This is a genomic window from Leuconostoc falkenbergense (genome assembly GCF_014634805.1).
In the GTDB taxonomy this organism is placed as follows: Bacteria; Bacillota; Bacilli; order Lactobacillales; family Lactobacillaceae; genus Leuconostoc; species Leuconostoc falkenbergense.
In genome coordinates, this window is record NZ_BMBS01000006.1 from 1 (window position 1) to 22,221 (window position 22,221).

Genomic DNA, 22,221 nt, shown 5'->3' on the forward strand with positions numbered 1-22,221 from the left:
AACACTCAACTGGCAATCACCACGAAAGGTTTTTCAGCAGTTTGCAGTGTTCGGTTAATTCTTGCAATCTACCATATTTATAAAGGTGAAAAAGGATATTTTAAGGTGAAATTACCGCATGAATTTTAAGCAGCTGCAACAACAAATTGACAATAACGCTATGGCAAATTTCTATGTTGTCACAGGAGAAGAAGAAATTCTGTTACGCAGGACGGCTTTTGCTTTTAAACAATTGGTAGCACCTGAAGATCGCGATATGAATTATTCACAATTTGATTTATCTGATCAACCACTCGATATGGTTATCAATGACGCGATGTCGGCGCCTTTTTTTGGTGAACGTCGTGTTATTATTGTGAGTAAACTATTGTTTTTAACAGCAACAGGAAAAATATCTGATCATGACAGTGACCTATTATTGCAACTCCTTGAGAAGCCTTTGTCGGAGAACATTGTTGTTTTTTTTGCAAATAACATTAAGTTGGATAAACGAAAAAAAATAACAAAATCATTACTGAAAACGTCTGAATTGGTTGAATTACCTGTCCTAGATGAGCGGCAATCAAAACAAGCAGTCGTGGCTGAATTAACTCAGCGTGATTATCAAATTATGCCAGATGCACTTAATGAACTTGTCATGCGAACCAATGCCCATTATTCTGATATGCAAAATGAATTACCTAAGCTAATAGCGTATGCCAATAAGACTAAAAAAATAGATTTACAGGCGGTTAGCAGTCTTGTGCCAAATACGTTAACTGCAACGGCTTTTACATTAGTCGAGGCAGTCATAAAAAATCAACAAAAAGCAGCGGTTACAATATATCGGGAGCTGTTACAAAATAATGAAATACCTTTACGTATCAACGCTGTATTAATTGGTCAATTTCGATTATTATTGCAGGTCGCTGGTTTGTCTGGCAATGAGGCAACGATTGCCTCACAACTCAAAGTACACCCTTACCGTGTTAAATTAGCAAAGCAAATCTTAAAAAATCACCAATTAACAAATATACGCTCGGGTTATTTAGGTATGCTAAATATGGAAAGACTCTTGAAATCGACACAACAAGACCCAGAAATTTTGTTTGAACGTTTTGTGTTGAACTAAGCATAAAGATTGTACTAAATAAGCTGCAAGAACAAGTGTTCCCATGATAAAATATAGTCATGGTAGAGTTCTTGACAACAATTGATAAACGCAAAATATTGCATGTTGATTTGGATGCGTTCTATGCACAAATTGAAATGAGAGATCAGCCAGAATTGCGTTTCAAACCCTTAATCATTGCAAGAGATCCGACTCAAAATAACGGGCATGGTGTTGTTGCTACTGCAAACTATGCTGCACGTCAATTGGGAATTCACTCTGCAATGAGTGCTTTTGAAGCCAAGCGTTTAGCACCCAATGGTATATTCCTCTCACCAAATTTTACAAAATATAAAGTCGTTTCCGCACAAATCCATGATATCTTTCGGCGTTTTACCAATAAGGTTGAACCTGTTGCATTTGATGAAGCTTATTTGGATGTAACGTCAAATGTTTTAAGCGGTGCAACTTTGGCTGCTGAAATAAGGCACCAGATATTAAAAGAAACACATTTAACAAGTTCTATTGGGGTTTCTCATAATAAGTTATTAGCCAAATTAGGGTCAGAATACAATAAACCTAATGGTGTCACCGTAATTAATCATGAAAATCAATTGCAATTTTTAGACTGTTTATCCATAAGTGCTTTCCGTGGCGTTGGTAAAAAAACGAAAGAGAAGTTCGACAAATTAGGCATTACAAATGGTTTGGAGTTACGTCAGATGTCACGCGAAGAACTCAAAACTGAATTTGGTAAAATGGGCGAACATTTATATTGGCAGGCACGCGGCGTGCATTTTGGTGCAGTTGAATGGCAAAGACAGCGACAATCGGTTGGTAAAGAAGAAACTTTTGACCGTGCCTTGCGTGAAACTAATGCCGTTCAAATTGAATTTAAAAAGTTAGTAAATAGCTTAGTTATGAGCATGAATCGTCAAAAAATTGTTGGCCGTACTTTGAATATCAAAATTAGAGATGAGCAGTTTAACACGATAACACGTGCCATTACGCAAGATGATCCTTGGACACTGAATGAAGCAACACTTGTCATGGCTGCACAAACAATGTTTGATGACAATATTGGTCCCGACTTTTCAGTTCGATTGCTGGGGGTTTCAATGAGTAATTTACAATCTGCGACTTTTGAGGAAATGTCGCTATTTTAATGATACAATTGTAGGAAATAGTATTTGAGAAAGAATAGACATGGCAAGTATTGAAGAGCAAATATTAGAACAAATTAAACGTTACGAAACCATTATTATTCATCGGCATCAACGACCAGATCCCGATGCCTTTGGTTCACAATTAGGCCTGAAAGCTATATTACAAGCCAGTTTTCCTGAAAAAAAGATATATGCTGTTGGAAAATCTGTGCCAGGATTGGCTTGGATGAGTGAAACTGAGCCTTTTATGGATACAATTCCTGATGCCGCTTATAATAAAGCTTTGGTGATTGTTACGGATACAGCAAATGCGCCGCGTGTTGATGATCAACGTTGGCCCAATGGTTTGGAAATTATCAAAATTGATCATCATCCAAATGATGATCAGTATGGTGATTGGCAATGGGTTAAGGAAGGTCATTCTGCTACAAGCACGATGATTTATGAGTTCTACGAGTTGCTAAAGGACCAAGGACTTGTAATGACAAAAGAAGCGGCCAGATTATTATATATTGGCATTGTTGGTGATACTGGTCGCTTTATGTACGGCATGGATTCTGAAACGTTCCGCGTTGTATCCGAGTTATTTAAATATCATTTTGACTATGAGACTGTTCATCATCACATGGAGACGATTTCCGAAAATGCTGCAAAGTTGTCTGGTTATTTATTACAAAATTTGACCATTTTGCCTTCAGGTTTTGCTTATATTGTCATGACTAAAGAATTGGTTAAAAAATTTAATTTGCAAGAGTCAGGGACAGCTTTTGTCGTACCACTACCTTCAAAAATTGACCGCGTGAAGGCTTGGGCAATTTTTGAGGAACAAGATGAAGGCAATTTCCGAGTACGTTTAAGATCAAAAACGATTGTAATTAATCAAATCGCTAATCAATTTGATGGTGGTGGACATCCAATGGCCTCTGGTGCATGGGCTCAGGATAAAAATGATATTACGCGATTAGTGAAAATTTTAGATAATGCGCTTATAGAAAAATATGGTGTAGAAAAGGAAGATTGATGGCTGAAAAAGCAAACCAATTTGGACAATTTAATTTAAAACCCGAAATTATTACAGCATTAAGTGCGATTGGGTTTTACGAACCAACGCCAGTTCAGGCAAAGTTAATACCTGACGTGTTGCAAGGACGTGATGTTGTTGGACAATCACAAACAGGTTCTGGTAAAACACATACATTTTTGATTCCAATTCTCAACGCATTGGAACAGAAACAAAAATATGTTCAAGCTGTGATTACGACACCTTCGCGTGAATTAGCAGCTCAAATTACACAAGCAACAAAAACATTTGCTGAACAGTTTGATCCGGATATTACCATTTCTGAATTTGTGGGCGGTACTGATAAACAACGGCAAATTAAGCATTTAGAACATCAACAGCCACAAATTGTGATTGGGACACCCGGTCGTATTAAAGATTTGGTTGAATCAGGTGCATTAAAGTTACACGCGGTTCATACTTTAGTTGTTGATGAAGCAGACATGACGCTTGATATGGGTTTTTTGAGTGAGGTTGATTATATTGCGGGTGCAATGCCAGAATCATTGCAAACACTCGTTTTTAGTGCGACAATGCCAGAAAAACTAAAACCATTTTTAAAAAAGTATCTCGACAATCCACATTTTGAAGCTATCCCGGTTTCGACAGTAATTGCTGATACAATAGATAATTGGTTATTAGCGACAAAATCAAAAGATAAAAATGATGTATTGTTGCAAGTTCTCACGGTAGGTAATCCATATTTGGCATTAGTGTTTGCAAACACGAAAGAGCGCGCAAAGGAAATTGCAAGTTATTTGCGTGGACACGGTTTGAAAATAGCTGAAATTCATGGTGATATCGAACCACGTGAACGTCGCCGTGTAATGAAAGCCATTCAAAATTTAGAGTATCAGTATGTTGTAGCTACTGATTTGGCAGCTCGTGGCATTGATATCGAAGGTGTGTCGCATGTCATTAATGATGATATTCCAGATGAACTAGAATTTTTCGTCCATCGCGTTGGTCGTACTGGTCGAAATGGATTGCCTGGTTTGGCAATCACATTATATGGTCCAGATGAAGAAGATGAAGTAGCGGAGTTGGAGTCACTTGGCATCGACTTTAAAGCAAAACAAATTAAAGACAATGAAATTGTTGACGTGAAAGACCGTCGTGCCCGTACGCAACGTGTTGCAACCACAAAGAAATTAGATCCAACTATGGTTGGCATGGTTAAGAAAAAGAAAAAAATAGTTAAGCCTGGTTATAAAAGACGTATTAAAAATGCAATCAAGCGTCAAGATCAAATGGATCGGCGTATTGCACAGCGTCAAGAAATGCGTGCAACACGCAAAGCCAATAAAAAGCGTGGGGATGCACGTTAAACAAAGTAAAAAAGACATGACATTGAATAATGTCATGTCTTTTTTGACTGGTTGTTAATTACTTAACGTACTTAGCTAGACGTGACTTTTCACGTGAAGCCTTGTTCTTCTTAATCAAACCTTTTGAGTAGGCGTGATCAATTGCTGAAGAAGCAGCCTTATATAGTTCTGCCAAATTATCTGCTCCGGCAACTGAAGCTTTTTCAAACTTTTTAACAGCTGTACGGTAAGCACTGATTTGGGGTTCGTTACGATCATGTTGCTTTTTCGTAAGACGAACACGTTGAATTGCTGATTCAATAACAGGCATATGTCTTTTCTCCTTAAATTTGATACGAGGCTTTCAAGTAATCCGAAGATTAACGACGCAAGCCTAAGCGTTGGATTAATTCACGATAACGTTGAATATCAGTATTGCGGAGGTAACGTAATAAGTTACGACGACTACCAATTTTCTTCATCAAACCACGTTGTGAGTGGAAATCATGTTTGTGAGCTGCCATGTGTACGTTCAACTCGTTAATATCAGCAGTCAAAACTGCGATTTGTACTTCTGCTGAACCTGTATCGCCTTCGTGGCGGGCATATTCCTTAATGATTTCGTTCTTACGTTCTTGTGTAAGGGCCATAATCATATCCACCTTTCTAAAATGTCACCAAAAACTGTGTAAAACGACGGTGAGACGTCAAACAAAGTATTTGGTCGTGTTGTTTATACAACGTATTCAATTATACATGAAATGTCTTGAAATGCAAGGGCAATGACCTGATAGAGTATGGTAAAATAATACAGTATATAAATTTGGAAGGAACTATCTCACACATGGCTGAAACAACAATAACACGTGACGAAGTTGCTCATGTTGCCGGTCTAGCAAAATTAGCGTTTAACGACGCAGAACTAGATCAATTTACAACACAATTGAGTGACATTTTAAATATTTTTGATACCTTGAGCGAAGTTGGTACGGATAATGTCGATCCAACTTATTCTGTAACCGAGACAGTCAATCATTTGCGAGATGATGTCGCAGATAATTGGGGACAAAAGCAAGAACTATTGGATAATGCGCCTTTGGCAGCAGCTGGATTAATTAAAGTTCCAGCAATTCTAGATGGCGAGGGTGAGTAAATATGACATTTAATTATTTTGAGCATGATTTAGCATCATTGCATAATCAGTTGGTTAATAGAGAAATCACGGCAACGGAACTGACTGAAGCCACGATTGACAATATTGCCAACACGGACGAACAATTACAAGCGTTTATTTCAACTAACCCTGATGAGGCGTTAGCACAAGCAAAATTAATTGACGAAAAAGGTAATTTTGACAATGTGTTGACGGGCATTCCAGTTGGGTTAAAAGATAACTTAGCTACAAAAGGCATTCAAACAACGGGGGCTTCACATATTTTAGAAGGCTTTAAACCAATCTATAATGCCACAGTGGTTGAAAAGTTATCCAATAGTGGTGCGGTTTCAGTTGGTAAAACTAATATGGATGAGTTTGCGATGGGTGGCTCAACGGAAACTTCTTATTACAAAAAAACGACGAACGCATGGGACCACAGTAAGGTGCCTGGTGGTTCATCAGGTGGTTCTGCATCTGCTGTTGCGGGTGGACAAGTACCATTTGCTTTAGGCTCTGACACTGGTGGTTCAATTCGCCAGCCAGCTGCCTTTAATGGTATTGTTGGCATGAAACCAACTTATGGTCGTGTATCACGTTGGGGATTGTTTGCAATGGCATCATCGTTGGACCAAATTGGTCCTTTCACACGAACGGTTAAGGACAATGCTACTGTTTTGAGTGCAATTGCTGGTTTTGATGCGCACGATTCAACAGCATCTCAACGTGAAGTACCTGACTTTTCGGCGAAATTAACGGGTGATGTTAAGGGCTTGAAAATTGCTGTACCAAAAGAATATTTTGGAGAAGGTATTGATCCTAAAGTGGCAAAGCAGGTTAAAGCTGCCATCGCTCAATTGGAAGCTTTAGGTGCTACGGTGGATGAAGTCAGCCTGCCACACACAAAATATGGTGTTGCAGCCTATTATATTATTATGTCTTCAGAAGCTTCGTCTAACTTACAGCGCTATGATGGTGTACGTTATGGTTTCCGAGCTGATGATGTCAAAAATTTGGAAGATTTATATGTTAAAACACGTTCAGAAGGATTTGGGGACGAGGTGAAGCGCCGTATCATGTTAGGAACTTTCTCTCTGTCAGCTGGTGCTTATGACGCCTTCTTCAAAAAAGCTGCCAAGATTAGAACGTTATTAATTGAAGATTTTAACAAAGTCTTTGAAAAGTATGATGTTATCGTTGGACCAACTGCGCCAACTGTTGCCTATGGATTGGGTGAAGAAGTCGATGATCCAACAGCTATGTATTTGGCAGATGTGTTAACAATTCCGGTTAATTTAGCTGGATTGCCAGGGTTATCAGTCAATGCAGGTTTTGTTGATGGACTCCCAGTTGGTTTGCAAATCATTGGTAAGCCGTTTGACGAAGAGACTGTTTACCAAACAGGATATGCTTACGAGCAAGCAAGCCACTTGTTTGATCAGCATCCAGACATTGCAAAAAAGTATTAAAAAGGAGGGGCACACAAATGGGAACTGGAAATTTTGAAACAACAATTGGACTTGAAGTCCACGTTGAAATGCAAACAAACTCTAAGCTGTTGTCACCTTCGCCGGTGCATTATGGCGACGAGCCTAACGAAAATACAAATGTGATTGATTTTGGTTATCCCGGCGTTTTACCGGTCGCCAATAAAGGCGCACTTGAATATGGAATGCGCGTGGCATTGGCTTTGCACGCAACTGTTTCACCCTTTATTCGTTGGGACCGTAAGAACTATTTTTACCCTGATAATCCTAAGGCCTATCAGACAACACAATCACAAACGCCAATTGGCACGAATGGCTATTTGGATGTGACATTGGAAGATGGTACAGTGAAACGTGTTCGTATTAAAGAAATGCACGTTGAAGAAGATGCTGGTAAAAACACGCACGGTAGCGACGGTTATTCGTATGTCGATTTGAATCGTCAAGGCACACCGTTGATTGAAATTGTGTCTGAACCGGACATTGCCTCACCAGAAGAGGCATATGCTTACCTTGAACAATTACGTCAAGCCGTTTTGTTCACAGGGGTGTCTGAAGCCAAAATGCAAGAAGGGCAAATGCGTGCTGATGTCAATATCTCAATTCGACCATACGGATCAGATACTTTCGGAACCAAGGTTGAAATGAAAAATATCAACTCGTTTAACTATGTTCGCAACGCGTTGATATTTGAAGAAAAACGTCAAGCTGAAGTACTTCGCGCTGGTGGTGAAATTCGTCAAGAAACACGACGATATGATGAACCCACGAAGTCAACGATTTTAATGCGTGTCAAAGAAGGCGCTGATGATTACCGTTATTTTCCAGAACCTGATTTGTCACCAGTTGTTATCGATCAAACATGGATTGATGAAGTTGCAGCGAGTCTACCTAAATCAGCTGGGGATCGTCGTAATCATTACGTTAACGACCTTGGTATCGAACCATATGATGCTGAAGTATTGACACAGACACTCGCAATGGCTAATTTTTACGATGATACAATTGCTGCCGGTGCCGATCCTAAGCGTGCAGCAAATTATTTGATTGGTGATGTCAATGCGTATATGAACAAACACCAAGTAGAATTGCAAGATACAGAGCTGACACCTGAACATTTGGCAGGCATGGTGAAATTGATTGAAGATGGTACAATTTCAACCAAACAAGCTAAACAAGTTTTTGAAGCAATCATGACAGGGGAAGAACCTGAAACGTTCGCAAAAGCACATGGCCTCGTGCAGCTGAGCGACCCCGATGTATTGCTAGCGTGGATTACTGAAGTGTTGGATAATAATCCACAATCAATTGAAGACTTTAAGGGTGGAAAAGATCGTGCTACTGGTTATTTGATTGGTCAATTGATGAAAATGTCAAAAGGTCAAGCAAATCCTAGTGTTTTGAACAAATTGTTGTTAGCAGAGTTAAACAAACGCTAAACCAATTGTTAATTTAGTGAAGCAAATGCATTGCTTCATGTACATATATTTCTCAGAAAGGAAACATGTGACTGACGTTACTATGTCGGTTAACATGCTTAACTATGAAACGAGCAAGAATTATCTATAATCCAACTTCTGGTCGAGAAGCAATTAAACGTGAAATGCTTGATATTTTATCTGTCTACGAAAAGGCTGGTTACGAAACATCTGCTTTTGCGACAACACCTGAGCCAATGAGTGCTGCTAAAGAAGCTAAGCGGGCTGCCGAAGAAGGTTTTGATTTAATTGTTGCAGCTGGTGGTGACGGCACGATTAACGAGGTTGTTAATGGATTGTCACCTTTGAAGCAACGCCCTATGATGGCTGTCATTCCAGCGGGAACAACTAATGATTATGCACGTGCTTTAAAATTACCTCGTGACGAACCTCTAGAAGCCGCCAAGGTGATTTTACAAAATGAGACCATTAAAATGGATATTGGTCAAATTGATAAAGATGACAAAACCAAATATTTCATGAATATTGCCGCATTGGGGACCATTAGTGAAGTGACTTATGCAGTGCCATCATTGATGAAGTCTTTGTATGGTTATCTTGCTTATTTGGTCAAAGGTGCAGAATTGTTGACTCGCATCAAGCCGGTCAATGCGACGGTTCAATATGACGACGGTGAATATTCTGGTAGTATTTCCATGATTTTTTTGGCATTAACCAATTCGGTCGGTGGATTTGAATCAATTGTACCTGATGCACAACTCGACGATGGTCGGTTCACATTACTCATTATTAAAGAGTCCAATTTGGGACAAATACTACAAATGGTTGCCCAAATGATCAATGGTGGCAAGCATATTAACAACCCAAATTTGATTTACAAAAAGACCAATAAAGTTGAAATTTTGCCATTAAATAATGCACAAATGAAGGTCAATATTGATGGTGAATATGGTGGAGATGCACCAATGGTATTTACTGATTTGCAGCAACATATCGAGTTTGTGGCTAATCGTTCAGGCATGTCTGAGACAGTTGTTAGTGATGCCAAACGCAAGTTTGTTGAAGCTGCAGAAAAATTAGAGAATTGATTATTTAGCAAACGTGTTCCTGTTGCAATTTTATTTAAGTGCGTATCAAAAGACGCGAGAAAGTAGTTATTATCATGGCGAAAGCTAATCGAGTTTATCCAACAAAAGCACCAGTTAGTAAGAACCAAGAAGTTGAAGCGGAAGTGATTGATATCACCTATCAAGGAATGGGTGTCATCAAAATTGATAATTTTCCAATTTTTGTTGTTGACGCAATTCCTGGTGAAATTGTTCGTGTTATCATTACAAAAGTTTTAAAAAGTTATGCATTTGGACGTGTTACCAAACGTGTGACTATCTCACCTGATCGCATGTCCGATGTTGATCAAGTTGCGATTACCACAGGGATTGCACCATTAGCCAATTTAAAATATGACGCGCAACTTAAGTTTAAACAACATCAAATTGAACAATTATTCAAAAAGGTTAACGTACCAGTTACTGTTGCACCAACCATTGGGATGACCAATCCTACGGCTTATCGTAATAAGGCGCAGGTTCCGGTGCAAATGATTAATGGTCAACTGACAACCGGATTTTATCGTCGAGGGTCACATAAGCTTGTACCAGTCGACAATTTTTATATCCAAGATCCAAAAGTTGATGAAGCAGTTCGTGTCACACGAGATATTTTGCGAGACTACAATTTGTCTGCTTATGATGAACATACCAAAAAAGGTGTCGTCCGGCACATTATGGCTCGCCGTGGTTATTACTCACACGAATTGATGGTCGTTATTGTTACTAATACCAAACGTTTGCCTGAAGCCGAAGGAATTGCCGACAAATTACGAGCAAAGTTACCAGAACTAAAGAGTTTTATTCACAATATTAACAACCATGATACTAATGTGATTATGGGTGATTGGAATGAAACAATCTGGGGCGCGGATGATATTCATGATCAGTTAATGGGTAAAGATTTTGTGATTGGACCAAATTCATTTTATCAAGTGAACCCACAGACAACATCTGTACTTTATACATTAGCTGCAAAAAAAGCTGGATTAAAATCCACAGATACAGTAGTTGATGCTTACTCTGGTATTGGAACCATTACTTTGTCAGTTGCTGATCAGGTGAAAAAAGTTTATGGTGTTGAAGTGATTGAAGGTGCTGTTGCTGACGCAGAAAAGAATGCACATAATAATCACATTGATAATGTTGAGTTTGTGTTAGCCGATGCACCAGAGCAAATGGAGAAGTGGGCAGATGAGGGATTAAAACCCAACGTTGTGTTTGTTGATCCACCACGAAAAGGGCTAACTTCTGAGTTGATTGAAGCAGTTAGTACCATGGCACCTGAAACGTTTGTTTACATCAGTTGCAATCCAGCTACGTTGGCGCGTGATGCTGTCGAAATTTTAGCAAATGGTTACGTGATTGATGGTGACATTCAACCACTCGACCAATTTCCACAGACCACGCATATTGAGAGTGTTACTGTCTTTAAGCGCGGTGAAAAATCATAATTTGGCAAGATAGGTTAATCGTTCACGTGACATCATTTGGTGTATGTGAACGTTTTTATTAGCAAGTTGTAAAATAGCGTATGGTAAAATGATAAGTATGAAAAGAGGCATTGATTATGGGCAAAACCGCTGACACACCAATGATGGTACAGTATCACGAAATCAAAAAGCAATATCCCGACGCGTTCGTGTTTTATCGTTTGGGAGATTTTTACGAGTTGTTTGAAGATGATGCCATTTTAGGTGCAAAATTATTAGAATTAACATTGACGGCACGTAATAAAAATGCTGCAAATCCAGTGCCGATGGCTGGCATTCCCCATCATGCCGCACAAAATTATATTGATATTTTAGTAGACCAAGGCTATAAAGTTGCTATTGTTGAGCAAATGGAAGACCCAGCGGTTGCACAAGGCATGGTAAAACGTGATGTTGTCCAACTGATAACACCCGGTACTAAAATGCTTGGAGGTGCTGGAAATGACAAGCAAAATAATTATTTAGCAGCAATTTTGCCAGATGACAAACGCTTCAGTCTCAGCTATATTGATTTATCAACTGGTGAATTAAAAGTAACAACGATTAAGCGTTTTAGTGATGTAATTGATGAATTACGTTCTCTTGAAGTTAAAGAAGTGGTGCTGTTAAAAAATGATGAACAAACAATCACCTTACAGCTGGCTAATCAATTAGGTGAAGAAGGGTTGGTAGTATCAACTCAAGAATCGGCTGAAGCGAATGCTACTGTGAGCTTTTTAACTCAGGGATTAGCCAATGCAAGTGAGGCAAGCGTTACAGCACTTTTGTTGAACTACTTATTTGATACACAACGTCGTAATCTCGAACACATTGTTCCGGCTGAAAGTTACGAGCGTCTTGCTTACCTTAAATTCAATCAAGACACACGTACTAATCTTGATTTAGTCGAAAATGCTCGAACACATAAAAAATCTGGCTCACTATTAGGGTTGATTGATGAAACCAAAACGGCAATGGGCGGGCGATTGTTAAAACAATGGTTACTGAAGCCATTGCGTGATGTTGATGACATTAACCATCGATTAGATGTTGTTGCGGCCTTTCAATCTGCTTTTTTTGTTCGTGGTGCACTACAAGACCATTTAAAATCAGTTTATGATTTGGAACGGTTGGCGGCACGTGCGGCAATGGGAACAATGAATCCCCGTGAATTGGTGCAGTTGAAGCGATCGTTATCTGCTATTCCGGGGATGAAATCAGTTTTGGCTGAGGGTGATCGTATTTTGAGCGCAGCCGGTGGTGAATTAGATGCAATGGCTGACTTAGCAGGGTTAATTGATGAAGCGATCGTTGATGATCCGCCAGTTAGTGTTCGTGAGGGTGATCTGATTAACACAGGCTTTGACCAGAAGATTGATGAATATCGTCGTGTTTTAACAGAAAACCAACAATGGTTAGCACAGTTAGAAACTGATGAACGTGCTGCAACGGGTATTAACACACTAAAAGTGAAATACAATAAAAATTTTGGTTTTTTCATTGAAGTGTCGCGAGCCAACGTTGCCAAGCTACCTGAAGGGCGCTACGAACGGCGACAAACATTGACAAATGCAGAACGCTTTGTCACACCTGAATTAAAAGAACATGAAAGCCTGATTAATGAGGCTCAGCTCAAGCGAACGGAGCGCGAATACGAGTTGTTTTTCACGGTACGAGAACGGGTCAAGGCTAACATCAATCGCCTTCAGACCTTAGCGCGACACGTAGCGCGTTTAGATGTATTAGCAAGCTTAGCAGATGTGGCTGATGGTCATCGTTTTGTGCGGCCGACGTTTACGAATAACAATGTCATTGATATCAAACAAGGCCGTCATCCTGTCGTCGAATCGTTATTAGCTACTGGTGAATTTGTTGCTAACGATGTTTTTCTGGATCAAGATACCAGCATGCAATTAATTACAGGACCAAATATGGCCGGAAAATCAACGTACATGAGAGAATTAGCGTTAATTGTGATGTTAGCACAAATGGGGAGTTTCGTACCCGCAGATAGCGCGATATTGCCGGTGTTTGATCAAATCTTTACCCGAATTGGGGCCAACGATGATATGGCAATGGGGCAATCAACATTCATGGTGGAAATGGCAGAAGCAAATTTGGCGTTGCAAGAAGCCACTGCACATTCCTTGATTTTATTTGACGAGTTAGGTCGTGGCACTGCTACTTATGATGGTATGGCACTTGCGCAAGCAATTATTGAATATTTGGATGCTCATGTCCATGCCAAGACGCTTTTTTCTACTCATTATCATGAACTAACAGCATTAGCAAATCAACACGAAAGCATTGTTAATGTTCATGTTGGTGCGGTTGAAGATGAAACAGGTAATCTTCATTTTCTACATCAAATTCAAGCAGGACCAGCCGACAAATCCTACGGAATTCACGTGGCAGCTTTGGCTGGATTACCCGAAACATTGATTGCAAATGCGACCAACATTTTGGCTGATTTGGAGCAAGAAGGTAAAACTAAACATGCAATTGAAGAACCCACGAGTCAACAGGTGGCACTATTTAATGTGGACGCGGTAGATCAGAACACTGAAAAGTTGTTAGCAAAATTAGATCAGATTACAATTGCCACAATGACGCCACTAGACGCATTGAATTTGTTAGCAGATTTGAAGAAATTGAGGTCATAAATAATGGCACGAATACATGAATTATCTAATCTTTTAGCCAACCAAATTGCAGCGGGTGAAGTGATTGAGAGACCAGCTAGTGTTGTCAAAGAGCTGGTTGAAAATGCCATAGATGCGGGTGCCACTCAAATTGAAATTTTAGTGGCAGATGCTGGTGAATCAATGATTCGCGTCGTTGATAACGGTGATGGCATTGACCCTGAAGATGTGCCGCTGGCATTTACCAGACATGCAACGAGCAAAATTAATGATCGCCATGATTTATTTAATATTATGTCTTTGGGATTTAGAGGTGAAGCCTTACCATCAATTGCTGCAATTGCAGACGTTACATTGAATACAACCACTGCGACTTCAAACACTGGTCTGATGTATCATATCAAGGGCGGGAAGCAAGTATCAGCGACACCCGCAAATGGTCGTCGGGGAACTGTGGTAACGGTTAGAGATTTATTTTACAACACACCAGCGCGTTTAAAATATCTCAAGCGCCCGCAAACAGAAATGTCGCGGATTGCAGATATTATGAATCGTATTGCCTTGTCTTATGCCAATATTGCGTTCACTGTGACAGCTGATGGTCGGAATTTATTGCAAACGACTGGCAATGGTAACCAGCAACAGGTGGTTGCTGCTATTTATGGTCGTGATGTTGCGCAAAAAATGATAGAAATCAGTGGTGAAGATGATGATTTCAACGTGACTGGCTTCATTTCACTACCAGAATTGACACGAGGCTCACGAGATTATTTAACCATTTTAATAAATGGTCGATTCATTAAAAATTTTGCTGTTTCAAACGCTGTGATTCGCGGCTACGGTTCTAAATTAATGGTTGGTCGTTTTCCAATGGGTGTGGTTAATGTTAGTACTAGTCCGTTATTAATCGATGTTAACGTTCACCCGCAAAAATCCGAAGTACGATTATCAAAAGAGACCGAACTGGCTGATTTAATCATCAAAACGATTAAAGATCGACTGGCCGATGAAAATTTAATTCCCGATGCCTATGAAAATTTGTATGGTAAACCCCAAGAGACTCATCAGCCGGCGCCCAAAGCTAAACAATTAGCACCGTGGACGTCAAGTGAAAAGCCACCAGTAGTTGCACCAACAACAATAGATGAAGACGCGGTTGTGTCGGTAACGGATAAAGGTCAATTAGCTGATTCAGCAGTAAAGTCTTTTGCTAATAAGTATCAACATGAAGACGCGGTATCGGCCTTTGACAATGAACCAGTCAATCAGATTGCCGAAGAGATACCGAATTATCATGCCAAAATGATTGCTGACCAACAAATCCTAGATGTCGCGCCCAAAAACCAAAGTGGATTTCCAGAATTAGATTATATTGGACAAATGCACGGTACATTTCTATTTGCCCAAAGTAGTGAAGGCTTGTATCTTATTGATCAACATGCTGCTCAAGAGCGTGTTAAATATGAATATTATCGAGAAAAAATTGGGCTTGTGGGGCAGGATAAGCAACGTTTGTTAGTACCCATTACGATTACATATTCGGCAGCAGATATGTTGAAAATTGCTGATCATGAAGCCGATTTAGAACAGGTTGGATTACATCTAGAACCTTTTGGGGCGACAACAGTGATTATTCGTGAACATCCAACGTGGTTTGTCAAAGGTCAAGAAGAAGATACGATTAAAGAGATGGTAGACTGGATCTTAAGGGATGGTCATTTAACCGTTGCAGAATTTCGTGAACGAACAGCCATTATGATGAGTTGCAAACGTTCAATTCGGGCCAATATGCATCTGAGTGATTTGCAGGCACGTACACTTTTGCAATCATTGACGCAGACAGAGAACCCTTATAATTGCCCGCACGGACGTCCAGTATTGACAAGTTTCACATTAAATGAAATGGAAAAAATGTTTAAGCGCATTCAAGACGCGCATGAAGCTTGGGAAGAATATGATAATCATCCCTACTAATTTGGAGAAATGATGAATAACAACGATATTATTATTCGATTGCGGTACGCACTTAATATCAAAAATGCTGATATGATCACGATTTTTGATTTGGGCGGTGTCACAATTGATGAGCAACAATTACATGATTTGTTAACCAAACAGACACCAGAAACTAAGCGAGATGAAAAAGTTTCAATCATAATGTTGGAATCTTTTATGAATGGTTTAATCATTTCGCAGCGCGGTCATAAAACTGGTGCTGATTTGAAGCCAATTCCACCGACATTTGATATGACCAATGATGATCGTATTAATAATGTGGTCATTAAAAAACTGAAAATTGCAATGGGTTACACTAGCGATGATTTAATGAGCTTTATGAAGACGGCTGGCATTACTATTTCTAAAAGTGAATTAAGTGCCATATTGCGACGACCGGACCACCGTAATTACAAGGCGGCTGGTGATCGTTACTTGCGTAATTTGTTGAAGGGCATGGCAATGACATATCGCCCAGAAGATGTCAAGCGAACTGCCCGAAAGCATTGACTTGTAACCGCTTTATTTATTAGGTAAAATAGAAGTACAAGCTAATCAAAGGAGCTCACGATGACTGAACGAACATTTATGATGATTAAACCAGATGGTGTGAAACGCGCTAAAATCGGCGAAATTATTCGGCGAATTGAGAATAAAGGTTACCATATTACCAAAATGAAAATGGTATTGCCAGATGAAACGTTGTTAGCACAACATTATGCCGAACATGTTGGCAAGTCATTTTATCCATCTTTGTTACGCTATATGACCTCTGGACCGGTTATTGCAATGGTGGGTGAAGGCACGAACATCGTCGCTGGTTGGCGCACGCTGATGGGAACGACTAACCCAACAAAGGCCGCACCGGGAACGATTCGTGGTGATTTGGGTCGTGAATGGGATGTTGAAGCGATGATGAACATTGTCCATGGTTCTGATTCAGTTGAAGCTGCCGAGCGTGAAATTGCGCTATGGTTTGATGAAGATTAGCTAAAGTATTGTCAATAAAGGAGAAAAAGCATGGCAGAAGACAACAAATTACAAAACGCTACTGATAAATTGATTGGTAAAGCAAAAGAACTTGAAGGTCGGTTGACAGGTGATAAAGAGCGTGAAGTTGAAGGAAAGACACAGTCACTAAAAGGTCAAGCAAAAGATGATGTGCAAAAAGTACGCGATACGGCACATGACGCTGTTGATGCTGCCAAAGGTTTTGTTAAAGGCCTCAAGGGTGACAGTGACGACAAAGACGCCCAGTAATTAAGAGAAAATCACTTCTAACAAGTGATTTTTTTTATGGATTAAATAATTAATGTTATCAATTTCGTAAAAATGATTGAAAAATATGGTAAACAAATTCCGTCTACCATCGAAGAATGTCTTAAAGTTTGGTAAAATGGTATATATGGCCTTTGGAGACGAAAAAAACATGCATTTTGAGCAAATAGAAATACTAGAACAACAATCGCTGGCGCCTTATGCTTATACGCAAGCCGGAGGTGTTGTTGATTACCTCGCAGTACCAAAATCACAAAGTGATTTAAAAAAATTACTCGTTTGGGCAAAAAATAAATCAATTCCGGTGCAAGTGTTTGGTCGACTATCAAATTTAGTGGTTCGAGATGGTGGCCTACGTGGATTAACTATTTTATTGCACGATCTGCATGACATTGAGGTTAGTCATAATGTGATTATTGCGGATGCCGGTGCAGATCTTATTTGGGTCGCTGAACAGGCTTTTGAACATGGACTGACTGGTCTCGAATGGGGAGCAGGAATACCGGGTACTGTTGGTGGTGCAGTATTTATGAACGCTGGTGCGTATGGTGGGCAAACTGATATGGTCATAAGTTCAGTAGATGCTTTGTTACCTAGTGGCGAGATAAAGACATTTGGTAATGAAGCGATTGACTTTGATTACCGCCACTCGATTTTTCAAGATAATCATGGCATTATCTTACGAGCAACATTTACCCTGCAATCAGGGAAACCTGAAATGATTAAAGCTCGTATGGATGAGAATAATTTTAAGCGTGCGAACAAGCAACCCCTAAATTATCCATCCAATGGTTCGGTGTTCAAACGACCAACTGGATACTTTGCTGGGAAGCTAATCATGGATTCCGGTTTGCAAGGTGTCAGAGTTGGTGGTGTTGAAGTGTCGCAGAAACACGCAGGATTTATGGTCAATGTGGCGCATGGTACAGGCAACGACTACGAAGATTTGATTAAGCTTGTCCAGCAAACAGTGCGAGATAAATATGGTGTGACATTGGAAGCAGAAGTTAGAATTATGGGAGAAAGATAACACATGGCAATATTAGAATTAATCGTTATATTAATTATTGCTGTTACGGTTTCAAATGTTATCTCTCATTTTATTCCCGAAATCCCAGTTAGTTTGTTCCAAATTGTGATTGGGTTATTTTTGGCTTTTACATTTGGTATTTATGTTGATGTCGATTCGCATTGGTTTATGTTGTTATTTATTGCGCCATTGCTGTTTAATGATGCTTGGCGCTTCCCAAAACGGGAATTATGGGAATTACGTGGTCCAATTTTGGGCAATGCTATCATATTAGTTCTATTGACTACGTTAGTGGGTGGTTTCTTCATTCATTTATTAATTCCACAGTTTCCTAGATCGGTTGCCTTGGCATTAGCGGCAGTTGTATCACCAACTGATCCAGTTGCTGTGCAAGCTATTGCCAGACGTGTCAAATTACCAGCTAACGTGATGCATGTTGTTTCTGGGGAAAGTCTAATCAACGATGCCAGCGGTTTGGTGAGCTTCAACACCGCCATTAAAGCCACTGTTGCAGGTACTTTTTTAATTGGTAGTGCGATTGGTAACTTTTTCTGGATGACCATCGTTGGTTTGATTGTTGGTTTGGTGATTGGTAGTTTTGTAAGTTGGTTACGAGATTCATTTGATCGTGCTGGTTTAAATGATGTGGTTTTTCACACTGTTGTGACATTAGTAATGCCTTTTATTATTTATTGGATTGCAGAAGGTGTGTTTCATTCATCTGGGGTTATTGCTGTTGTAGCTGGTGGTGTCTTGTCCAAAATTTTAAGCGACCAGCATATTAATGCGCGGTCCCCAGAAATTAGCGTGGTAGCCGTTCGAACATGGGAAATTTTTGTTTATTTACTTAATGGCACAATCTTTGTGTTATTAGGAATTGAGTTACCAGCTGCTATGACTAGTATTTTTCGTAGTACCCAAATACATACCGGTATGGCAATTTTCTACGGTGTTACTGTCTGGTTTATTGTGTTTGCTATCAGGACGGTTTGGGCGTACGGAACGCAAATTACTTACCATTTACAACATAGAGAACGACGTGTTTCATTTCGAACAGCTGTCACGTCTGGTTTGACGGGCGTGCGTGGCGCCGTTACGATGGCAGCGGTGTTGACAGTGCCGTCCGTTATTGATGACGGTAGTGCATTTCCACAGCGTAATTTGCTCATTTTTGTGGCAGCAGTTGTTGTGATTATGAGTTTGTTAGTCGCCACTGTGATGCTTCCGATTGTGACTAAAGAGTGGGCAACTCATGATTTTACGCAACCTGAAATTGCTGAAGTTGAGCCAACCGCACCAAAAAAGAGTAAAGTTGATTTAACAGAAGCACAGGCTCGTATTTTTGCGATTCAAATTGGGATACAAGTGTTACGCGAACAACAAAATGATGATAATCGTACTATCGTTTACGAGCTGATTAGTCGCAAACAACAAACTATGGCACAAATCAGACGGCAGCTTGATAAGAAAAATCCATCCCACAATGTTGAAAATGACCGAGAACTACGTTTTGTGGCTTTAGAGGCACAGCGTGATCGTTTGCGGCAGTTATTGGCAGATGAAATGATTTCCGTGCTTACTTATTCTGCACAGACGAGACGATTAGATCGTCTGGAAAATTTAATTAATTCTGACCAACATTATCATATTTCAACGCAATGGTTATTGATTCTGATTAGACGTGGACTACGAAGCATTAGAATTTGGCTTTCAGATGAGTCAACTGACAAGTTTAGACAAGAAACATCGCTAGCCATCACAGAGACTTCTAAAGCAGCAATTAAGGCGTTATCTGAATACATGGAAAAGTATAACGGTGATACTGTTTCACATCGAATGGAACGGCAAGCTGCTTATAATTTAATTGTTGGTTATCGCAATCGGATTGAAAATGAAAAGCATGATGATACCCCTGAGCAGCGCGATTTGGACGATAAAAATCGTATGGAACTTGAAGTTAAAGCGTTGAATGTTCAGCGTGAAACAATCCAGCAACTTTATGAACAAGGTAGAATTACCCGTCAGGCGGGTATTAACATTCGTCAATTTATTAACTATGCTGAAACAGCAGCTTTAGCAGGAAGGGATGAAGAGTAACAACCATGGATATTTTATCTTATTTTACTTTGAATAATCTGATGCATCTTGTGGATATTGCCATCATTTGGTTTCTGCTCTATAAAGTAATTCAATTTGTTGAAGGCACGCGTGCGCTACAAATTTTATTTGGTGTCGGTGTCGTAATTTTAATTAAAGTTGTGAGTTGGTATATTGGCTTGACGACTTTGTCTTGGTTGATGGATCAACTCATTACGTGGGCACCAATTGCGTTGGTCGTTATTTTCCAGCAAGAAATTCGACGAGGGCTTGAGACTTTGGGACGACGTTTAACATGGCGTCGTCAGCATATTGATAATGCCAAGGAACAGCAACTTATCAAGAGCCTTGACGAAGCCTTACAGTATATGTCAAAGCGTCGAATTGGTGCACTAATCACGATTAAACGCGACACGAGTTTAGATGAATATATTAAAACTGGTATTAAGTTAGATGCTTATATTACCAGCCAACTCTTGATTAATACATTTATTCCTAACACTCCGTTGCATGATGGGGCGGTGATCATTGATGATGATCGTGTTGCCGTAGCAGCGGCTTATCTGCCACTTTCAGAAAGCACGCGTATTCCAAAAGAATTGGGAACGCGGCACCGTGCTGCCGTCGGCATTAGTGAGGCAAGTGATGCGATTACGGTAGTTGTTTCTGAAGAGACTGGTGAAATTTCCATTACACAAGATGGTGATTTATTGCGACACATGGCACGTGATGCCTACATGAATTTCTTTGAGCGCCAGTTCATTGCACCGGTTAATGAGGCTGCTGCAAAACATTGGTGGCAAAGGAGTGGTAGGGGGTTAGCAAAATGAAAATGATTGGTCATTCAAAAACTGTTAACTTAGTGGTCTCTTTGGTCATGGCAATTCTTTTATCAGCCTACGTCTTAAGCACCCGTTCCGCAACAACGAATGGTAGTGGCTCAGGTAATTTTTCAACGCTCATCCCTGAAAAAAGAGCAACTTTGAGTGTTCCCCTTAATTTACAATTCAATTCCGACAAATATGTTGTGGTCGGCGCGCCATCAACAGTGAAGGTTGGTATTGAAGGTTCCATAGCGTTGGTGGCAGCTGCCCAAAATCGTAACGATATCCAAGCTAGCGCGGATTTAAGAGGGCTAGGTGTTGGTAAACATACTGTTAAATTAGCACTTCGCGGTGTTAACGCTTCTCTAACATCAACTGTGACACCCCAAACAATTACTGTCACAATTGCGCGACGGAAAACCGCCACCGTGCCAGTCAAAGTAACTTATGATCATACTAAAATTGCTACGGGTTATGCTGTTAGTGGGACATCAGTAGATCCCAAATCGGTCAAAATTTCAGGACCTAAAGCTAATGTTGAGGCGGTGACATCGGTTGAAGCTGCTGTCTCGTTAGATAATAATACTAAAAGTACGATTACTAAGTCTGCCAAACTCGTTGCACGTGATAAAAATGGTGCAGTAGTTGAAGTTAACATTGATGTTAGTTCTGCCAGTGTTACTTTAAATGTTGGACCTGAAGACAGTAAAAAATTGTCTCTTTCAGCTACTCTTAAAAATGCCAATGGGGCTAACTATACAGTCACTTTTGATCCCAAAACTGTGACAGCGTATGGGGCATCTGATATACTGAATTCGATTAGCACGTTATCTGTTCCGGTTGATGTGACTAATATTACGAGCAAAACAACTGTGTCGGTTGACTTACCTGATCAAACAGGAATTGATCATTATAGTGTGACCAAAGTACAGGCGACGGTGACACCTGCAACTGATAGCAGCACATCATCAAGTAGTAGTTCAAGCTCTTCTTCCGATTCCGCCAGCACTTCCTCATCAAGCAGTAGTTCTAGTGCCAGTAGCAGTCAAAGTAGCTCATCATCATAAAAGTAAAG

The 22,221-nt window shown here is 40.0% G+C and carries 20 protein-coding genes; 18 read left to right on the plus strand and 2 right to left on the minus strand.

Annotated features, from left to right (window positions below):
- Window positions 1-118: 118 nt before the first annotated feature.
- Genes holA through IEU71_RS02195 form a run of 4 tightly spaced genes read left to right on the plus strand, consistent with a single transcriptional unit; the run spans window position 119 to window position 4,644 of the window.
- Window positions 119-1,111, plus strand: coding sequence for a DNA polymerase III subunit delta (holA, locus tag IEU71_RS02180; protein WP_036086276.1), 993 nt, complete (start codon window positions 119-121; stop codon window positions 1,109-1,111).
- A 59-nt stretch (window positions 1,112-1,170) separates the two neighbouring features.
- Window positions 1,171-2,256: a DNA polymerase IV gene (dinB, locus tag IEU71_RS02185; protein WP_004910543.1), complete on the plus strand. Its 1,086-nt coding sequence runs from the start codon at window positions 1,171-1,173 to the stop codon at window positions 2,254-2,256.
- A gap of 40 nt (window positions 2,257-2,296) precedes the next feature.
- The gene (locus IEU71_RS02190) at window positions 2,297-3,277 is read left to right on the plus strand and encodes a DHH family phosphoesterase (protein WP_004910541.1); all 981 of its coding nucleotides are present in this window, start codon (window positions 2,297-2,299) and stop codon (window positions 3,275-3,277) included.
- Window positions 3,277-4,644, plus strand: a complete 1,368-nt coding sequence (locus tag IEU71_RS02195) for a DEAD/DEAH box helicase (RefSeq protein WP_004910540.1) — start codon at window positions 3,277-3,279, stop codon at window positions 4,642-4,644. Before IEU71_RS02190 ends, IEU71_RS02195 begins: the two co-directional genes overlap by 1 nt.
- A 58-nt stretch (window positions 4,645-4,702) precedes the next feature.
- Here IEU71_RS02195 and rpsT read toward each other — a convergent pair whose 3' ends face one another.
- The gene (gene rpsT, locus IEU71_RS02200) at window positions 4,703-4,954 is read right to left on the minus strand and encodes a 30S ribosomal protein S20 (protein ID WP_004910538.1); all 252 of its coding nucleotides are present in this window, start codon (window positions 4,952-4,954) and stop codon (window positions 4,703-4,705) included.
- Window positions 4,955-5,003: 49 nt separating this feature from the next.
- Window positions 5,004-5,273, minus strand: coding sequence for a 30S ribosomal protein S15 (gene rpsO, locus IEU71_RS02205; protein WP_004902545.1), 270 nt, complete (start codon window positions 5,271-5,273; stop codon window positions 5,004-5,006).
- 194 nt (window positions 5,274-5,467) lie between these two features.
- Between rpsO and gatC the strand changes: the two genes are divergently transcribed.
- The 14 genes from gatC to IEU71_RS02275 all read left to right on the plus strand — a co-directional run bounded on the left by gatC (window position 5,468) and on the right by IEU71_RS02275 (window position 22,213).
- Window positions 5,468-5,776 carry an Asp-tRNA(Asn)/Glu-tRNA(Gln) amidotransferase subunit GatC gene (gene gatC / locus IEU71_RS02210; RefSeq protein WP_004910536.1) on the plus strand — a complete coding sequence of 103 codons (309 nt, stop codon included), beginning with the start codon at window positions 5,468-5,470 and terminating at the stop codon, window positions 5,774-5,776.
- Window positions 5,777-5,778: 2 nt separating this feature from the next.
- Window positions 5,779-7,245 carry an Asp-tRNA(Asn)/Glu-tRNA(Gln) amidotransferase subunit GatA gene (gene gatA, locus IEU71_RS02215; RefSeq protein WP_004910535.1) on the plus strand — a complete coding sequence of 489 codons (1,467 nt, stop codon included), beginning with the start codon at window positions 5,779-5,781 and terminating at the stop codon, window positions 7,243-7,245.
- Between the two features lie 17 nt (window positions 7,246-7,262).
- Window positions 7,263-8,702, plus strand: a complete 1,440-nt coding sequence (gene gatB / locus IEU71_RS02220) for an Asp-tRNA(Asn)/Glu-tRNA(Gln) amidotransferase subunit GatB (protein ID WP_036067968.1) — start codon at window positions 7,263-7,265, stop codon at window positions 8,700-8,702.
- Between the two features lie 104 nt (window positions 8,703-8,806).
- A complete protein-coding gene (locus IEU71_RS02225) occupies window positions 8,807-9,790 on the plus strand; it encodes a diacylglycerol kinase family lipid kinase (protein WP_004910532.1) in 984 nt (327 codons plus the stop codon).
- A gap of 74 nt (window positions 9,791-9,864) precedes the next feature.
- Window positions 9,865-11,262, plus strand: a complete 1,398-nt coding sequence (gene rlmD / locus IEU71_RS02230; protein WP_004910530.1) for a 23S rRNA (uracil(1939)-C(5))-methyltransferase RlmD — start codon at window positions 9,865-9,867, stop codon at window positions 11,260-11,262.
- Window positions 11,263-11,378: 116 nt separating this feature from the next.
- Window positions 11,379-13,943 carry a DNA mismatch repair protein MutS gene (gene mutS, locus IEU71_RS02235; RefSeq protein ID WP_004910527.1) on the plus strand — a complete coding sequence of 855 codons (2,565 nt, stop codon included), beginning with the start codon at window positions 11,379-11,381 and terminating at the stop codon, window positions 13,941-13,943.
- Between the two features lie 3 nt (window positions 13,944-13,946).
- On the plus strand, window positions 13,947-15,896 hold the full coding sequence (gene mutL / locus IEU71_RS02240) for a DNA mismatch repair endonuclease MutL (RefSeq protein ID WP_004910525.1): 1,950 nt from the start codon (window positions 13,947-13,949) through the stop codon (window positions 15,894-15,896).
- Window positions 15,897-15,908: 12 nt separating this feature from the next.
- Entirely contained in the window at window positions 15,909-16,427 is a 519-nt protein-coding gene (locus IEU71_RS02245; protein ID WP_004910524.1) for a YehS family protein, read from the plus strand.
- A 60-nt stretch (window positions 16,428-16,487) separates the two neighbouring features.
- Complete coding sequence (ndk, locus tag IEU71_RS02250; RefSeq protein WP_004910521.1) at window positions 16,488-16,907, plus strand: nucleoside-diphosphate kinase; 420 nt, start codon at window positions 16,488-16,490, stop codon at window positions 16,905-16,907.
- Between the two features lie 30 nt (window positions 16,908-16,937).
- Window positions 16,938-17,177 carry a CsbD family protein gene (locus IEU71_RS02255; RefSeq protein ID WP_004910520.1) on the plus strand — a complete coding sequence of 80 codons (240 nt, stop codon included), beginning with the start codon at window positions 16,938-16,940 and terminating at the stop codon, window positions 17,175-17,177.
- A 169-nt stretch (window positions 17,178-17,346) separates the two neighbouring features.
- Window positions 17,347-18,225, plus strand: a complete 879-nt coding sequence (gene murB, locus IEU71_RS02260; protein ID WP_004910518.1) for a UDP-N-acetylmuramate dehydrogenase — start codon at window positions 17,347-17,349, stop codon at window positions 18,223-18,225.
- A gap of 3 nt (window positions 18,226-18,228) precedes the next feature.
- The gene (locus tag IEU71_RS02265; RefSeq protein WP_004910515.1) at window positions 18,229-20,322 is read left to right on the plus strand and encodes a Na+/H+ antiporter; all 2,094 of its coding nucleotides are present in this window, start codon (window positions 18,229-18,231) and stop codon (window positions 20,320-20,322) included.
- A 5-nt stretch (window positions 20,323-20,327) separates the two neighbouring features.
- Window positions 20,328-21,152, plus strand: a complete 825-nt coding sequence (gene cdaA, locus IEU71_RS02270) for a diadenylate cyclase CdaA (protein ID WP_004910513.1) — start codon at window positions 20,328-20,330, stop codon at window positions 21,150-21,152.
- Entirely contained in the window at window positions 21,149-22,213 is a 1,065-nt protein-coding gene (locus IEU71_RS02275) for a CdaR family protein (RefSeq protein ID WP_004910511.1), read from the plus strand. Before cdaA ends, IEU71_RS02275 begins: the two co-directional genes overlap by 4 nt.
- Window positions 22,214-22,221 lie beyond the last annotated feature (8 nt).

What these genes read in the sequence shown, in the direction of transcription:
- mutS (WP_004910527.1), top strand. Translation starts at nt 11,379, where the DNA reads ATGGGCAAAACCGCTGACACACCAATGATGGTACAGTATCACGAAATC.
- holA (WP_036086276.1), top strand. Translation starts at nt 119, where the DNA reads ATGAATTTTAAGCAGCTGCAACAACAAATTGACAATAACGCTATGGCA.
- murB (WP_004910518.1), top strand. Translation starts at nt 17,347, where the DNA reads ATGCATTTTGAGCAAATAGAAATACTAGAACAACAATCGCTGGCGCCT.
- IEU71_RS02255 (WP_004910520.1), top strand. Translation starts at nt 16,938, where the DNA reads ATGGCAGAAGACAACAAATTACAAAACGCTACTGATAAATTGATTGGT.
- cdaA (WP_004910513.1), top strand. Translation starts at nt 20,328, where the DNA reads ATGGATATTTTATCTTATTTTACTTTGAATAATCTGATGCATCTTGTG.
- IEU71_RS02275 (WP_004910511.1), top strand. Translation starts at nt 21,149, where the DNA reads ATGAAAATGATTGGTCATTCAAAAACTGTTAACTTAGTGGTCTCTTTG.
- IEU71_RS02265 (WP_004910515.1), top strand. Translation starts at nt 18,229, where the DNA reads ATGGCAATATTAGAATTAATCGTTATATTAATTATTGCTGTTACGGTT.
- rpsO (WP_004902545.1), bottom strand. Translation starts at nt 5,273, where the DNA reads ATGGCCCTTACACAAGAACGTAAGAACGAAATCATTAAGGAATATGCC.
- dinB (WP_004910543.1), top strand. Translation starts at nt 1,171, where the DNA reads ATGGTAGAGTTCTTGACAACAATTGATAAACGCAAAATATTGCATGTT.
- rpsT (WP_004910538.1), bottom strand. Translation starts at nt 4,954, where the DNA reads ATGCCTGTTATTGAATCAGCAATTCAACGTGTTCGTCTTACGAAAAAG.
- IEU71_RS02190 (WP_004910541.1), top strand. Translation starts at nt 2,297, where the DNA reads ATGGCAAGTATTGAAGAGCAAATATTAGAACAAATTAAACGTTACGAA.
- gatC (WP_004910536.1), top strand. Translation starts at nt 5,468, where the DNA reads ATGGCTGAAACAACAATAACACGTGACGAAGTTGCTCATGTTGCCGGT.
- IEU71_RS02195 (WP_004910540.1), top strand. Translation starts at nt 3,277, where the DNA reads ATGGCTGAAAAAGCAAACCAATTTGGACAATTTAATTTAAAACCCGAA.
- gatB (WP_036067968.1), top strand. Translation starts at nt 7,263, where the DNA reads ATGGGAACTGGAAATTTTGAAACAACAATTGGACTTGAAGTCCACGTT.
- rlmD (WP_004910530.1), top strand. Translation starts at nt 9,865, where the DNA reads ATGGCGAAAGCTAATCGAGTTTATCCAACAAAAGCACCAGTTAGTAAG.
- IEU71_RS02245 (WP_004910524.1), top strand. Translation starts at nt 15,909, where the DNA reads ATGAATAACAACGATATTATTATTCGATTGCGGTACGCACTTAATATC.
- gatA (WP_004910535.1), top strand. Translation starts at nt 5,779, where the DNA reads ATGACATTTAATTATTTTGAGCATGATTTAGCATCATTGCATAATCAG.
- IEU71_RS02225 (WP_004910532.1), top strand. Translation starts at nt 8,807, where the DNA reads ATGAAACGAGCAAGAATTATCTATAATCCAACTTCTGGTCGAGAAGCA.
- mutL (WP_004910525.1), top strand. Translation starts at nt 13,947, where the DNA reads ATGGCACGAATACATGAATTATCTAATCTTTTAGCCAACCAAATTGCA.
- ndk (WP_004910521.1), top strand. Translation starts at nt 16,488, where the DNA reads ATGACTGAACGAACATTTATGATGATTAAACCAGATGGTGTGAAACGC.